This window comes from Frischella japonica (genome assembly GCF_014489845.1).
Taxonomy (GTDB): domain Bacteria; phylum Pseudomonadota; class Gammaproteobacteria; order Enterobacterales; family Orbaceae; genus Frischella; species Frischella japonica.
In genome coordinates, this window is the sequence record NZ_JABURY010000019.1 from 182,083 (window position 1) to 198,926 (window position 16,844).

At 35.7% G+C, this 16,844-nt stretch carries 11 protein-coding genes; 4 read left to right on the plus strand and 7 right to left on the minus strand.

Features of this window, described 5'->3' with window-relative positions; translation table 11 throughout:
* Positions 1-121: 121 nt before the first annotated feature.
* Together FcAc13_RS10080 and FcAc13_RS10085 are read right to left on the minus strand one after the other, a co-directional pair.
* The gene (locus FcAc13_RS10080) at positions 122-1,036 is read right to left on the minus strand and encodes a recombination-associated protein RdgC (RefSeq protein ID WP_187756092.1); all 915 of its coding nucleotides are present in this window, start codon (positions 1,034-1,036) and stop codon (positions 122-124) included.
* Positions 1,037-1,146: 110 nt separating this feature from the next.
* On the minus strand, positions 1,147-1,899 hold the full coding sequence (locus FcAc13_RS10085) for a MipA/OmpV family protein (RefSeq protein WP_187756093.1): 753 nt from the start codon (positions 1,897-1,899) through the stop codon (positions 1,147-1,149).
* A 300-nt stretch (positions 1,900-2,199) separates the two neighbouring features.
* On the opposite strand from FcAc13_RS10085, the gene glnS reads away from it, so the two are divergent.
* The 4 genes from glnS to adhE all read left to right on the plus strand — a co-directional run bounded on the left by glnS (position 2,200) and on the right by adhE (position 9,041).
* Positions 2,200-3,858 (plus strand): glutamine--tRNA ligase, encoded by a 1,659-nt coding sequence (gene glnS, locus FcAc13_RS10090; RefSeq protein ID WP_187756094.1) that lies wholly within the window; start codon positions 2,200-2,202, stop codon positions 3,856-3,858.
* Between the two features lie 471 nt (positions 3,859-4,329).
* On the plus strand, positions 4,330-4,899 hold the full coding sequence (locus tag FcAc13_RS10095) for a hypothetical protein (protein WP_187756095.1): 570 nt from the start codon (positions 4,330-4,332) through the stop codon (positions 4,897-4,899).
* 270 nt (positions 4,900-5,169) lie between these two features.
* Positions 5,170-5,970, plus strand: a complete 801-nt coding sequence (tcdA, locus tag FcAc13_RS10100) for a tRNA cyclic N6-threonylcarbamoyladenosine(37) synthase TcdA (RefSeq protein WP_187756096.1) — start codon at positions 5,170-5,172, stop codon at positions 5,968-5,970.
* Between the two features lie 398 nt (positions 5,971-6,368).
* On the plus strand, positions 6,369-9,041 hold the full coding sequence (gene adhE, locus FcAc13_RS10105) for a bifunctional acetaldehyde-CoA/alcohol dehydrogenase (protein ID WP_187756097.1): 2,673 nt from the start codon (positions 6,369-6,371) through the stop codon (positions 9,039-9,041).
* 175 nt (positions 9,042-9,216) lie between these two features.
* Here the strand turns inward: adhE and purD are convergent, their stop codons facing one another.
* The 5 genes from purD to trkA form a co-directional block, all read right to left on the minus strand.
* The gene (gene purD / locus FcAc13_RS10110; protein WP_187756098.1) at positions 9,217-10,503 is read right to left on the minus strand and encodes a phosphoribosylamine--glycine ligase; all 1,287 of its coding nucleotides are present in this window, start codon (positions 10,501-10,503) and stop codon (positions 9,217-9,219) included.
* A 51-nt stretch (positions 10,504-10,554) separates the two neighbouring features.
* Entirely contained in the window at positions 10,555-12,144 is a 1,590-nt protein-coding gene (gene purH / locus FcAc13_RS10115; RefSeq protein ID WP_187756099.1) for a bifunctional phosphoribosylaminoimidazolecarboxamide formyltransferase/IMP cyclohydrolase, read from the minus strand.
* A gap of 145 nt (positions 12,145-12,289) precedes the next feature.
* Complete coding sequence (locus FcAc13_RS10120) at positions 12,290-13,033, minus strand: carbonic anhydrase (protein WP_187756100.1); 744 nt, start codon at positions 13,031-13,033, stop codon at positions 12,290-12,292.
* A gap of 211 nt (positions 13,034-13,244) precedes the next feature.
* A complete protein-coding gene (locus tag FcAc13_RS10125; RefSeq protein WP_187756101.1) occupies positions 13,245-15,161 on the minus strand; it encodes an ABC transporter ATP-binding protein in 1,917 nt (638 codons plus the stop codon).
* Positions 15,162-15,462: 301 nt separating this feature from the next.
* Positions 15,463-16,824 carry a Trk system potassium transporter TrkA gene (gene trkA, locus FcAc13_RS10130; RefSeq protein WP_187756102.1) on the minus strand — a complete coding sequence of 454 codons (1,362 nt, stop codon included), beginning with the start codon at positions 16,822-16,824 and terminating at the stop codon, positions 15,463-15,465.
* Between the last annotated feature and the right edge of the window lie 20 nt (positions 16,825-16,844).

The following is a 16,844-nucleotide window of genomic DNA, read 5'->3' on the forward strand; positions in this document are numbered from 1 at the left end:
TGAGAGTTTAATTAACCTCTTTCTTTTTGTAATTTATACGCTAATACTAATTAAGATTATATCACAACATTTTAATATTAAAATGCTTTATCTTTTATTTAAGTTAAAAATATTAATATTTTTAAACAGTTATGATTTCTTCTATAATTTTTTGCATAGATTTAAAAGTATCAGTTAACTGACTGATCATGAGCATAAAATCGGCTTCTAATTTAGCATTGCTTTCTTCTGGTAAAAAATCTTCATTTTTATCCAAAATCGCGTTATCAAATTTAATTCTTTTTAAAGTATAATCACGATTCAAAATGAAACTCATTCCGCGTTCATCAAGTAACTTCAATTTACTGATTTGTTTACCTGAATCAATATGTACAAAAATTTCCTGGCTATTAATTTCTTGATTTTTACACTTTACAACAATACTATCTTCTACCGCATCTTTTAATTCAATTTCATCACCTAATATTATAGGAGGAAAACTCAAAGACTCTTTTACCCACTTAGTTAAAGTTTTTTCTAATGGCGTATCGCTTGCATAGGGCGTTAAAGCTAATGTTCCCATTTCTTTACGTAGTAATGCCAATATATCTTCTGCCTGCTTAAAACTACTACTATCAACAATCACCCGTTTATTTACCGTATCAATCCATAACCAAAAAAATTGATATTTACTAAAAGCACGAGGTAATAAATCAATATAAACTTCATCTTTTAGCGATAATTTTTCAGCTTTCTTTAATTTACGATTAAATAATTGTTCTTGCTGAGTAACCTTTTCTGCTAAAGCTTGTTTAATGACCGAAGAGGGTAAAATTTTTATCTCTTTTTTTAACCGTAATAACATTTGGCCATTATTATCAAGAACTAAGGGATTATCCTGACTTTCACCAAATGGCGAAACCCAACCAGATCGCATGCTGTCAGTATTACCACATGGTACAAACGGACAAGCATTGACCGCATTTGTAATCGCTTGTGTATCAAATAAATTATCTTTGTTTAATTGATAAACAATTGCATTTTTAAACCAAAGCATAGTTATCACTCTTTCCTAACTCATAATTCAATTAAAATAAAACCCCACACTAATGAGATTAATCGTTAAAATACATTAATATCTGGGTAAATAAGGAATAATATTTCTGTTTAAAATTGATAATTAATACCAGCATAGACATTAGGAACCGTACTATTAGCAACCATGGGACTCTTTTTCACATCACCAGTTAGTTGATCGATTCGAAATCCTATAAAACTATTAGCATGTGAAGTTATAGCATAACTAGCCGTCATAGAAATATAAGGTGTAAATGAACTTTTAGCATGATGGTACCGAAGGCCAGAACGAGCTGATTCACGATGAGATACACCAAAATAGTAATTATTATGGTTACCATCAGCCCAATTTATACCAATAGTTTGCACAAAAGTAAATTTGTTATAAAAAATTGGAAACATATAATTGGTATCTACTAGTATACTGTTACTCTCATTTAGAACATCCCCTGATAGACTAGCCGACCAAACACCTATTGGTGTGGTCAATGAATATAACAATTGTGCAACTAATGTTGAATGACGTTTATTTAACTGTTTTAGCTGCCTATTATCACTATCTTTCGGGTTAAACTCATCTGCCAGATAACTTAATCCAATCGAAAGTTCTTGATTATGGCTATTATATACATAAGCACCCAAACTGGTATCATCGATAAAAAAGTTCCCATTATCATAATCAATATGTGGTAAAGGATCATAGGTTGTACCATAACCTTTATACGGAGAATCACTGACATTAATACCTAATCCTAATGACGATGGATCAGCCTGTACCGAATGAGAAACACAAAATAGTGATGACGTCATCAACGTTATAGAAACAATATAATATTTATTCACAAAAATACTCAACAATATATGTATATCGAATTTTTCCATTATAAACCAGTTATGAAAAAATTTCTTTGCATTTAAAATTATCTAAAAATAAACATTAACGTATTGATAATTTTTTATTTCCTAGAAGTTTTGCCAAGATAAAGTTTAATATATTGAAATCTGTTATCATTAGCGAGGTAACGAAAGCATCTATCGATATTATGTAAATGATAATTCGAATTTAATAACATTCCCGAAGCGTAAAAAATTTGCTATATTCACTATTCATTCATACTATACATTTTAAATTAGGGGATTTTTATGAGCGAAGTTGAAGCTCGTCCAACAAATTTTATTCGCCAAATCATTGAAAGTGATTTAGCAGAAGGTAAATATAAAACCATTCAAACACGTTTTCCACCTGAACCAAATGGCTATTTACACATTGGTCATGCTAAATCAATTTGTTTAAATTTTGGCATTGCCCAAGATTATCGTGGCAAATGTAACTTACGTTTTGATGACACCAATCCTGTAAAAGAAGATGTCGAATATGTGGAATCTATTAAGTATGATGTTCAATGGTTAGGGTTCCATTGGGACGGTAATGTGCGTTATTCTTCTGATTATTTCGATCAACTTTATCATTATGCAATTGAACTTATTGAAAAAGGATTAGCTTATGTTGATGAACTATCAGTTGAGGAGATCCGTGAATATCGCGGTACATTAACCCAAGCCGGTAAAAATAGCCCGTATCGTGATCGCAGTGTGGATGAAAACTTATCACTATTTAATAAAATGAAAAATGGTGAATTTGAAGAAGGCAAAGCTTGTTTACGTGCCAAAATCGATATGGCATCACCTTTTATTGTGATGCGAGATCCTGTGCTATATCGTATCAAATATGCAAGCCACCACCAAACTGGGGATAAATGGTGCATCTATCCTATGTATGATTTTACGCATTGTATTTCCGATGCAATTGAAAATATTACTCACTCTTTATGTACGTTAGAGTTTCAAGATAATCGTCGTTTATACGATTGGGTCTTGGATAATATCACCATTTCTTGCCGTCCTCATCAGTATGAATTTTCACGTTTGAATTTAGAATATGCCATTACCTCAAAACGGAAACTGAATTTATTGGTTACGGAAAAAATTGTCGATGGATGGGATGATCCTCGCATGCCAACCGTTTCCGGTATGCGTCGTCGTGGTTATACACCAGCTGCCATTCGTGATTTTTGTCAACGAATTGGCGTAACCAAACAAGAAAATACCGTAGAAATGAGCACGTTAGAGTATTGTGTCCGAGAAGATCTAAACCAAAATGCCCCACGAGCAATGGTCGTAATCGATCCAGTTAGAGTCATTATTGAGAACTTTTCCGCTAATTTGGATGAAGTGCTAACTATGCCAAATCATCCTAATCGTCCAGAGCTAGGTCAACGTCAGGTTGCATTCACCCGTGAGCTATTTATTGATCGCGCTGATTTTCGTGAAGAAGCTAATAAAAATTATAAACGTTTAGTACTTGGTAAAGAGGTTCGGTTACGTAATGCGTATGTGATTAGAGCGGATCGTGTGGAAAAAGATGAAAAAGGTGAAATTACCACTATTTATTGCAGTTATGATCCTGCCACATTAAATAAAAATCCCGAAGATGGTCGTAAGGTTAAAGGCGTTATTCACTGGGTATCAGCTAAATTCGCGTTACCGGCTGAAATTCGACTTTATGATCGTTTATTTAATACACCGAATCCTGGTTCAGCCGATGATTTTTTAGCAACAATTAATCCGCAATCATTGGTGATTAAACAGGGTTTTGTTGAACCTAGCTTACGTGAAAGTAAGCCTGAATCAGCCTATCAATTTGAACGTGAGGGTTATTTCTGTTTAGATAGTAAATATGCCACAGAAGACAAATTGGTTTTTAATCGCACTGTCGGTCTGCGTGATAGTTATGCTGAATAAATAACTTTATTCATTATAAAAAACCGCCAGCCAGGTGGTTTTTTATTTTGGATACTCAAAATAAATTTACTTCGTTTTCATGCAAAATTAAATTTAAATAAAAAAATCAATATCATGCTAGTTTTAATAATAAATAGTTTCGTAAAATAGAGTAATACGATACCATTAAGCAACTTATTATATTAGATAGCAAAATTTATTTCTGCTTAAACAATAACCTATCCTGAACCACCTTGACCATTAGCAGCATAGTCAACCTTAGCGATAATAGCGACATTATTAATAAACACCTACTGACAATGTTTAGCTACATTTTTTAAATTAACTTACCAAATATTCTCGCAAAAAATGAAATATAAATAAAATTATCAATAACTTAATTACAATGATAGTTTGATCATATTTCATAAATCTGCTTATAATTCAATTGGTTAAAATATTTTATTAAACTAGCTTTTTGGGTGGAAAATAATGAAAAAATTGATGTTTGCTTTTATAGTATTTATTTTATCAACTTTTCAAATCAATCAAGCTCTCTCTCATGCAACTGAAAATAAAATATCAACGAAATCATCAGCAAAAAAAATACCTGTGCTCAATTTTCCCGATCAAGTTGATTTTCTTAATATGCCGTTCCGACGAATAGAAATGTTTAAATCACCAAACCCGAAACATCAAAATAATGACAAGCGTCTTTTTCTATATACCAATCATTTTGATAATGCACGCATTTTAATTGTCAATGAAATAGTCGCTAACGATAAAGAAGCAATGAAACTTTTTTTACAGCAAGCCAAAGCTCGAGCTAATAAAAATCCGCAAATCAAACATTTTCATAATGTAGAATACATTGAAGGTACAGATTCTAAAATAAATGGTCGTTATATTATCACTAAAGAATATAATAAAGCTAACAAACATGTTATTTTACGTTCATTAATGTATCAAAAAAATGCCCAAAATCGCGATTTTTATCTTTTGGCTAATAGCTTAAAAGAAGAACAATTGGTGAATCAATTAATCAACTTTGGTAAAAAATAATTGATTAAGTGTGTTAAAAAGCCATTTTTTATTTGATAACTAAAGCATAATTAAATAAACAATTGGCAATAAACTAATTAGCATTACTTATGCAAGTAATAAATTATGTTAATTTGCTCACGACTAATAAGTTGTTGATTTAACGCCATACATACAGGCGAGTAAGTTAAAATTATTCGTAAAATTACCCCCAATGATTGTGCTTAACGTGTTGCACTAACATCGGTGTACTGTTAGTATGCCGGCATTAAAAATATAGAAATAGTACTTATGCAAAATACATTATCTCAAACTTATTATCAACGTTTTGGTGGAATTGCACGTTTATATGGCGAAGCGGCACTCACGGCATTTGCAAACGCACATATCGGTGTTATTGGTATTGGCGGCGTTGGTTCATGGGTAGCTGAATCATTAGCGCGAAGTGGGATCGGTGAAATAACCTTAATTGATATGGATGATGTTTGTATTACCAATACCAATCGGCAAATTCATGCCTTAAGAAATAATATCGGCCAGGCCAAAACTGAAGTGATGGCACAACGCATACAGCAGATCAACCCAGAATGTCGAGTCCACTGTATTGATGATTTTATTACTCAAGAAAATGTAACAGAGTACTTAGGTTCACAACAAGCTCCCAAATTTCAATATATTATTGATGCGATTGATTCAGTGCGTGACAAAGCTGCCGTTTTAGCCTATTGTCGCCGTAACAAATTAAAAGTTATTACTATCGGCGGAGCTGGTGGTCAAAAAGACCCAACTAAAATTCAAATAAGTGATTTAGCTAAAACAATACAAGACCCTCTGGCGGCTAAATTACGCGAACAATTAAAAAACCGATATAAATTAACCAAAGACAGCAAGGGTAAATATGGTATTCCTTGCGTTTTTTCTGTTGAACAATTGACTTATCCTGCGGCTAATGGTCAAACGTGTTTGACCAAAAATCAAGCACAAGGTATCAAAAAAATGGACTGTGCCTCTGGATTCGGTGCAATTACTAATGTAACAGCAACATTTGGTTTTGTCGCTGTTAGTTATGTATTGGAAAAATTATTGCACTAACGTTTAAGTTTAACTCAATATTACAACTTTTTATTTTTAATATAATTATTCAAATGAAACGTAATCAATTGTTACGTTTCATTTTTCGCAAATAACGTTAATGGTGCTGATAGCTATTTTTATCGCATAAAAATATCATCCAAATTCACTAACTCGTCTTATTTGAAAAAGGTTATCCTTTTAGATTATTCAAATCATATTCGCGTGACTTTCTAATTAACGACAAATTGTGCCGATCATATCATTTTAGTATTGAATAGATATAGAAACTGATTTACGATAGCGGCATTCGTCTAAAAGATATAATTAGAATTAAAAACTATTATGGCTAAAAGCCACTACTTTAGAGACGGCCAGATTTAAACTTAAACTTAAATTTAAAATTAGGAGATAGTAGTATGGCAGTAACTAACCTAACAGAGTTGGATGAACTTCTTGTGCGCGTTAAAAAGGCACAGCAAGTTTATGCAACATTTACTCAAGAACAAGTAGATAAAATCTTCGTCGCAGCAGCAACAGCAGCAGCAGCAGCACGAATTCCATTGGCACAACAAGCTGTTGCCGAATCAGGAATGGGAATTGTTGAAGACAAGGTCATTAAAAACCTATTTGCCGCTGAGTATATCCTTAACAAATACCGAAATGATAAAACCTGTGGTATTGTTGCTGAGAATGAACCATTTGGTACCATCACCATTGCGGAGCCACTTGGTATTATTTGTGGAATAGTTCCAACCACTAACCCAACATCTACCGCAATTTTCAAATCGCTAATCAGTCTAAAAACACGTAATGCTATTGTTTTTTCACCACATCCACGCGCTAAAAAATCAACTATAGAAGCGGCACGTATTGTCTTAGATGCAGCAATTGAAGCGGGTGCTCCAAAAGACATTATTGGTTGGATTGATGAGCCATCAATCGAATTATCAAATGCCCTTATGCATCATGATGCTGTTGCAGCAATCTTAGCAACAGGTGGTCCTGGCATGGTGAAAGCAGCTTACAGTTCTGGTAAACCAGCTTTAGGTGTCGGTGCGGGGAATACGCCAGTGATTATCGATGAAACTGCCGATCTAAAACGTGCGGTTGCTTCTGTTTTAATGTCTAAAACCTTTGATAACGGGATGATTTGTGCATCAGAACAGGCAATCGTAGTAGTAGAATCTGTTTATGATGAAGTGCGTCGTCTTCTAACACAATACGGTGCTTATGTACTGAATACTAAAGAAACAAAAGCCGTACAAGGAATTATCTTAAATGATAAAGGTGCTTTGAATGCGAACATTGTTGGTCAACCTGCGACTAAAATTGCCGAAATGGCTGGCATCAAAGTTCCTGCGGGTTCTAAAGTACTGGTTGGTGAAGTGTCTAAAGTTGATTTATCTGAACCTTTTGCTCATGAAAAACTCTCTCCAACTTTAGCCATGTTTAAAGCTAAAAACTTTAATGATGCAGTTGAAAAGGCTGAAAAATTAGTCGAAATGGGCGGTATGGGTCATACATCAGTGCTTTATACTGATCAAGACAGTAATCGTGAACGTATTACCTATTTTGGCAGCAAAATGAAAACATGCCGTATTTTAATCAACCAACCAGCAGCTCATGGCGGTATCGGTGATCTATATAACTTTGATTTAGCACCATCTTTAACGCTTGGTTGTGGATCATGGGGTGGAAACTCAGTATCAGAGAATGTCGGCCCGAAACATCTTATTAACAAGAAAGTTATCGCTAAGAGAGCAGAAAATATGTTGTGGCATAAGTTACCAAGTTCTATCTATTTTAAACGTGGTTCCCTCCCTGTTGCTTTAAATGAAGTTATTGAACAAGGTGCAAAACGTGTTTTCGTGGTAACCGATAAATTCTTATTCAATAATGGGTACTCAAAACAAATTACGGATCAATTAGAAGCAAATGGGGCAATTTGCGAAACATTCTTTGATGTAGAAGCTGATCCAACATTAAGTATTGTACGTAAAGGTACTGAATCAATGAAAGCATTCAAACCGGATACTATCATTGCATTAGGTGGTGGTTCACCAATGGATGCAGCCAAAATCATGTGGGTACTATATGAACATCCAGAAACTAAATTCGATGAATTAGCATTACGTTTTATGGATATTCGTAAACGAACTTGCCATTTCCCACATATGGGTGAAAAAGCAAAACTGATTTGCGTCACAACTACTTCTGGTACAGGTTCTGAAGTGACGCCATTTGCGGTAGTAACTGATGATGCAACGGGTCAAAAATACCCATTGGCTGACTATGCTATCACACCACATATGGCTATTGTTGATGCCAATTTAGTCATGACAATGCCAAAATCTCTCTGTGCTGCTGGTGGTTATGATGCCGTGACTCATGCTTTAGAAGCTTATGTTTCGATTATGGCTAGCGAGTTTTCTGACGGCCAAGCATTACAAGCTTTAAGTATGCTAAAAACCTATTTACCAGCAAGCTATAAAGAAGGTGCCAATAATCCTATTGCACGTGAAAAAGTACACAGCGCCGCAACGTTAGCTGGTGTGGCTTTTGCACAGGCATTCTTAGGGGTATGTCACTCAATGGCGCACAAAATTGGGGCGGCATTCCATATTCCACATGGCGTAGCTAATGCAATGTTAATCAGTAATGTTGTTCGCTTTAATGCTACAGATAAACCAACTAAACAAGGTACATTTAGCCAATATGGTTATCCTAAAGCGGTTAGCCGTTATGCTGAAATTGCCGATCATTTAGGTTTAACCGCAGCATCAGATAAAGATGACAAGAAAGTTGAGAAATTGATTGGTTGGTTAGATCAACTTAGAAAAGATCTTGATATTCCATTCTCAATTAAAGAATTTGGTGTTGATGAAAAAGCTTTCTTAGCTCAAGTCGATCAACTTGCTGTTGATGCATTTGATGACCAGTGTACTGGTGCCAATCCACGTTATCCTTTAATTGCTGAATTAAAACAAATTCTGCTCGATACTTATTATGGTCGCGCTTATCAAGACCACGGTGATATCAGTGAAGATGTGGCAATTAAAACAACTGCAAAAGGCGCTGCCAAAATTTAATCTAGTAAATAGGTTAATATCAAGTTTTCGGTTTTAACCGACCAAAACATAAAACCTAATACAGTAAACTGTGTTAGGTTTTTTTATTATCTGAATATTAAGTTAATTGAATTGTATTATTAAATAAAAATAGATTGATGAATTTATTTACTTGTCGCTAGGATCTCATATAAATTTAATGCTGTTGCCGTTCAATCGCACGATATCCAATATCATGGCGATAAAAACATCCTTCCCAATGAATGCTTTTTGCTAGTTCATAAGCTTGTTGCTGTGCCTCAAATACTGTATCACCTAATGCTGTAACACAGAGTACTCGTCCACCATTAGTATAGACTTTACCGTTTTCTAAAACGGTTCCAGCATGAAAAACTTTGCTATTGGTTGATGCCTGCAGTAGTAACCCATGAATTTCATCATGCTTGGCATATTTACCTGGATAACCTTTAGCTGCCATAACAACACCTAAGGCTGGTCTTGGATCCCATTGCGATTGAATCTTATCTAACTTGCCCTCAACAGCAGCTAAACATAATTCGACTAAATCAGATTGTAAACGCATCATAATGGGTTGAGTTTCCGGATCACCAAAACGACAATTAAATTCAATCACTTTTGGTTGCCCCTGTTTGTCAATCATTAATCCGGCATATAAAAATCCCGTATACGTATTGCCTTCGGCTGCCATACCATTTACGGTAGGATATATGATTTTTTCCATCACGCGCTGAAATACATCGATAGTCACAACCGGTGCAGGAGAATAGGCCCCCATTCCACCAGTATTTAACCCTGTATCATGATCTCCCACTCGCTTGTGATCCTGACTGGTAGCCATGGGTTCAACATGTTTACCATCTACCATAACAATAAAGCTGGCTTCTTCACCGTCAAGAAATTCTTCAATCACTACACGATGACCTGCTTCACCAAATGCATTACCGGCAAGCATATCTTGTACCGCATCTTCAGCTTCTTCAAGTGTCATAGCGACTATCACCCCTTTACCCGCGGCTAAACCATCGGCTTTGATCACGATTGGTGCCCCCTTTTCCCTTAAATAAGCTAAAGCCGGTGCAACTTCGGTGAAGTTTTGATATTCAGCCGTAGGGATATTATGTCGGGATAGAAAATCTTTAGTGAATGCTTTAGAACCTTCCAGCTGTGCTGCTGCCTGAGTCGGCCCAAATATTTTTAAGCCTGCAGCACGAAATGCATCAACTACGCCAATGACTAATGGAGCTTCTGGGCCGACTATGGTTAAATCGATTTCTTCACGTTTAGCAAAATCAACTAATGCATTAATATCGGTTACTGCAATATTAACATTATGTAATTTGTTTTCTAAGGCCGTCCCAGCATTACCTGGCGCAATAAATACATCACTGACCAATGGCGAATGCGCCACTTTCCAACCTAGTGCATGTTCACGTCCACCATTACCAATAATTAAGATTTTCATTGCTCTTCCTTAAATTAGGTTTATTGACTGATACTATTATTTATCTCATTATTAATGACGAAAATGCCGCATTTGAGTAAAAATCATCGCCATATTATGTTCATCTGCCGCTTGAATTACTTCATCATCGCGGATTGAGCCACCAGGCTGAATGACACAAGTCACACCGACTTTAGCGGCAGCGTCAATACCATCACGGAATGGGAAAAACGCATCCGATGCCATAACGGAACCTGCAATAGGTAAATTTTCATCCTGAGCTTTAATGCCCGCAATTTTTGCCGAATAAACACGGCTCATTTGACCGGCACCAATACCGATTGTTGCATGATCTTTAGCATAAACAATGGCATTAGACTTCACAAATTTCGCTACTTTCCAGCAAAAAAGGGCATCTGCTATTTCACTTGGTGTCGGCTTGCGTTTGGTCACGATAGTTAAATCATTTTTGTTGACCATACCTAAATCACGATCTTGTACCAATAATCCACCATTGACACGCTTAAAATCTAAACCGGCCACCCGTTGTTGCCAGAAACCACTGATTAGAACGCGAATATTTTTTTTGTTGGCCAATATTTGTCGCGCATCATCATCAATAGCTGGTGCAATAATCACTTCAACAAATTGTTGATCTATAATAGCTTGAGCCGTTTGTGAATCTAAAGAACGATTAAATGCAATAATGCCACCAAATGCAGAAGTTAGATCTGTTTGATAAGCACGTAAATAAGCATCAAGAATTGTTCCGGCCACCGCGACACCACATGGATTGGCATGTTTTACAATCACACAAGCTGGTTGATTGAATTCTTTAACACATTCAAGTGCTGCATCAGTATCAGCGATATTATTGAAGGACAGTGCTTTGCCTTGTAATTGTGTCGCGGTTGAAACACTGGCTTCTAACACATCTTCTTCAACATAAAATGCTGCGTGTTGATGACTATTTTCACCATAGCGCATATCTTGCTTTTTAATAAATTGTAAATTAAGCGTGCGTGGGAATTGACCTGACAATTTTTCTGTGTCGCCAAAATATGGAGGAACAAGTTGACCAAAATAATTGGCAATCATACCATCATATTGAGCAGTGTGTTCAAATGCTTTAATCGCTAAATTGAAGCGATAGTCAAAGGTTAACGCATTTTGATTATTATCCATCATACTGATAATGTGATCATAATCATCATTATTGACCACAATAGCAACATCTTTATAATTCTTAGCTGCAGCTCGGACCATTGTCGGACCGCCAATATCGATATTTTCAATGGCATCGTTTAAACTACAATTCGCTTTCGCAACTGTTTTAGCAAACGGATATAAATTAACCACTACCATATCTATGGGAGCAATATTATACTGTTGCATAATCTCGGCATCTAAATCACGACGACCTAATATTCCACCATGAATTTTGGGATGTAACGTTTTAACCCGCCCATCCATCATTTCTGGAAAACCTGTGTAGTCGGACACTTCAATTACAGGAATGTGATGTTCTAATAATAATTTGGCAGTCCCACCGGTGGATAGAATTTCGACATTACGTTGTGAAAGAGATTTTGCGAATTCAACAATGCCTGTTTTGTCAGACACGCTAAGCAAAGCGCGTCGAATTATACGATTTTGTTGCACTGTATTTCTCCAAATAAAACTTTGAAGGTTAATTTAAGAAAGCAGTATACAAAAAATGTCAACGAAAGTTTAGCAAATATAACTTATACCGATAAAAAAGGTCTATCAACTGATAGACCTTGTTAATAAAAAAGCTACTTAATTGTTAATTAGCGATAATCAAACGTCCGTGTAATGGCTGGATGGGGCGATTATTATGATGTTTAAATGCATGTTCAAATTTTACTATTTCAGTTTTAGATAATTGAACCGGCTGTTTTAATACAATCCAAGTTACCCCTTCCGAACAAGGTGGTGTAGTTAATGAACCCGAGAAACGATAATAATCATTAACTGGTGGTAAAAAGGAACGAATATCAAGATCATTGATATTGCTTGGCAAATTTTCTTTTTCATTAAGAGCTAGCAATATCTCTTCTGCAGTGGGATTTTCATTACCTTGTTCTAACATAACAGCCATTACCAGCAATTCGCCGTCACCATTCTGATGAACAAAATGGGCTTCCATAGGGTAAGACTGACCATTTATTTGATTTTCACTCGGCGCATGAAAATGAAATTGTGTTAATTTGTATTTTTCACCATCGATAGCAACATAATCATTGGTATTTTTATCATTTATTTGCACAGTATGACCATTATTCACAACATTACCTGATACCAAGCCATAATGGATATCTAAAGCATTAGCCTGTGCATGGATGGTGCCAGCAATATTAACTGGTGATTGATTGCGACCGATATCACACATTTGATAATCAGGTGATAATTTAGCCCAATTTTCAGGTATTTCATCCCCTTCATAGCCCCAATGAGGGCCAGAAATAGCTGGAGTAATAAATCCTATGCCTGCAATTAACATCGGTACTATTTTGATTATTTTTTTCATTCCTAAACACCCATAATAGATTGATTTAATTAAATTATCATCATTTTACGCTGACTATAGGCAACAACAAGTCGTTTTTAAAAAAAACAGTATATATTGTAAAATTATTCATCAAGGGGGTTATTAGAAATAACTTCTGCAAATATAATCGTCAGTATTAGATTTAGCAGCCGATGAGTTTCGGCATATATTTACTGAATATAGGCATGAGTTAAAGTTTCGCTTCAAAGTGATCCAATTGTTGTTGGATATCTAACCAATTGAGTTCTTCCTCTTCTAAATTGGATTTAATTTGATGCTGTTGCTTGAGTAAATCGGTCAATTTTGTTTTATTTTGTGGTTCATAAATTTGCGGATCAACCAACTGTTGTTCAATCATGGTTAATGATAAGTTAAATTGTTCAATCAGTTTTTCTGCTTGTTGCAGCGCCTTTTTTAAAGGTTGCATTTGCGCTCTGAATTCAGCTTCTTTGCGTTTTAACTCTTTTTTCTCTTGAGAAGTAAGATTCTCAACTATAGGGTTTATAAACTCAAGATCGGATTTTTTTAACGCTTTTTGATCATTATTAAGCCATTTTTGATAATCATCTAAATCACCATCAAAAGGCTCAACCTGTTGGTCATAAACCAAATAAAATTCGTCGGTCGTCGAACGTAATAAATGGCGATCATGGGATACCACAACGATTGCCCCTTCGAAATCGATCAACGCTTCGGTCAATGCTTGCCGCATATCCAAATCTAAATGGTTAGTTGGTTCATCCAACAACAGCAAGTTAGGCCGTTGCCAAACAATCAATGCTAAAACTAAACGTGCCTTTTCACCTCCAGAAAAGGTCTTCACTACTTCGTTTACTTTATCACCACGAAAATCAAAACCACCAAGATAATTACGCAGTTCTTGCTCGGTATTTTTAGGATCAGCAATTTGCTTTAAATGCCATAATGCCGATTCATCCGCCCGCAGGTACTCTAATTGATGCTGGGCAAAGTAACCCAATTTAACATCTTTAGCTAAGTGAATATGGCCTGCTTTAGGTTGTAACTCTCCAGCCAATAACTTAATTAATGTTGATTTCCCAGCGCCATTGCGCCCAAGTAGACCAATACGTGAACCCGGTACTAAATTCAATTTAATGTTATTCAGAATAATTTTATCATCATAACCGGCGACAATTTTTTCCATAGTAATAAGTGGACTAGGTAATGCTTCAGCAGGGCGAAAACAAAAATGAAATGGATTATCCACATGTGCCGGGGCAATTTTCTCCATTCTTTCCAACATTTTTAATCGGCTTTGCGCTTGTCTGGCTTTGGTTGCTTTGACTCGAAAACGATCAATATAACTTTGTAAATGTGCGATTTTATGTTGTTGATGTTCATATAGCGATTGTTGCTGGGCTAATTTCATTGCCCGCTGGTTTTCAAATGAAGAGTAGTTACCGGTATATTCAAAGAGATTTTGCTGTTCAAGATGAATAATTTTATCGACTAATGGATCAAGAAAATCACGATCATGTGAAATTAATAATAACGTACCGTTATAACTTTTTAACCATTTTTCAAGCCACATTACCGCATCAAGATCCAAATGGTTAGTCGGTTCATCTAATAACAGCAGATCAGAACGGCACATCAGTGCTTGAGCTAGATTAAGCCGCATTCGCCAACCGCCTGAAAACGATCGCACCGGCAATTGCATCTGCTCTTGACTAAAGCCTAAACCATCCAATAATGTCGCCGCACGTGCCTGTATACTCCAACCATCAATGTATTCTAGTTTACTATGTAATAAAGCAATTTCATTACCATCGTTTTTTTTATTAGCATCGGCTAATTGCTGTTCTAACAAACGATATTCGCGATCCCCATCAATTGCATACTCAATCGCAGCAACATCAAGGGCTGGGGTTTCTTGTTCAACCCAAGCTAATTGCCACTGATGAGGAATCGAAACGTCCCCCGTATCAGTACTTATTTCGCCTTTAATTAACGAAAACAAGGTTGATTTACCTGAACCATTCTTACCAACCAAACCAATTTTTTGTCCCGGATTAATTTTGGCGGATGCATTATCCAGCAAAAGATTAATCCCTCGGCGGATTTGAATGGAAGAAAAAGTAATCATAATTCACCTGTCATTAATATTGAATTGGGTTTGACGCAAAATAAGTTGCCCATAATAACAAACTTATTACTTTTTGTTGAGTTAAACACATGATCAATAGCAATGATTAAACCTTGAACCAGAAAATCACTATATGAAAGCCTAAAATCTAAACTAAATAATCTTTTAAATATGTTTGTGAGATAAACAATCAGGCTAGTTATCTAAACGGTTAAGGTCACATCATTGGCATGTATTATGATATGTATTTTGTTATTTTCTAGCTTGGTAGTTGAATAAACGACCAAGCTAAACGCCCTTATTATAGTAATTTCTCGATATCATTAATGCTTTTACGATCAGGAAGAAAAACAATCAAGTGATCGGCATCTTCAATAATCGTATTATCTTGACCAATTAACACATCTTCACCTCTGATGATGGCACCAATTGTTGCACCAGACGGCAATCGAATTTCATTAACCGTTCGCCCGACTAATTTAGAGGTATCATGATCACCATGAGCAATAATTTCGATCACTTCCGAAGTACCTTGTCTTAACGATACCACTTTGACCACACCTGATTGACGAATATGACTTAAAAGTGCCGAAATAGTAGTTAATTGTGGTGAAATTGCTATATCGATCACGCTTTCATTAATTAACTGTAGGTAGGCTTGACGTTGAATTAAAACAATAACTTTCTTCGCGCCCATTCGTTTCGCTAACATCGCTGACATAATATTGGATTCATCATCATTTGTAACAGCAATAAATAGATCTGTTAATTCCACTTGTTCTTGGGAAAGTAATTCCTGATCGGCCGATTCACCATGCAACACAGTAGTATTGATTAATTGTTCAGCAATATGTTCCGCATTTTGAATATTTTGTTCAATTAATTTTACTTGATAATCACTTTCCAACTGTTTTGCTAACGAAACTGCCACACTACTCCCACCGCTGATCATGATCCGTTTAAATGGTTTTTCTAAACGTTGTAATTCGCTAGTAACCGCTTTAATATTTTGTGGCGTAGTAATAAAATAGACTAAATCACCGGCTTCAATAATTGTAGAGTCAATTGGTCGAATAAACCGTTGTTGGCGATAAATGGCAACAACTTTGGCATCAACATGTGGTAAATGTTCTTTTAATTCGGATAATTCACTACCAACGAGTGCACCACCATAATAAGCAGCTACCATGACTAAGAATACATGTTCATCATAGAAAGAGGCTATTTGTAATGCCCCTGGGTATTGCACTAATTGGCTAATATGTTGGGTAATGAGTTTTTCCGGTGAAATAATATGATTAATCGGAATACCATTATCAATCGAAAATAATTGATAATCATCATCACTATATTCAGCCGCCCGAATACGCGCAACTTTTTGCGGAATATTAAATACAGTATGAGCTATTTGGCAAGCTAACATATTGGCTTCATCAGAATTAGTCACGGCAACTAACATATCCGCATCCTCTGCGCCGGCACTTTGCAATATTTGTGGATAACATACTTTGCCATGAATCACTTGCAGATCAAATCGTTCTTGTAATGATTGCAGTTTATCTGCCGCTTCATCGATTACAGTAACATCATTAGAGTGTTCAGTAACCAGATATTCAGCTAGTGCACTTCCGGTTTGACCTGCGCCAAGGATAATGATTTTCATAATAAAACCTAAATTTATTG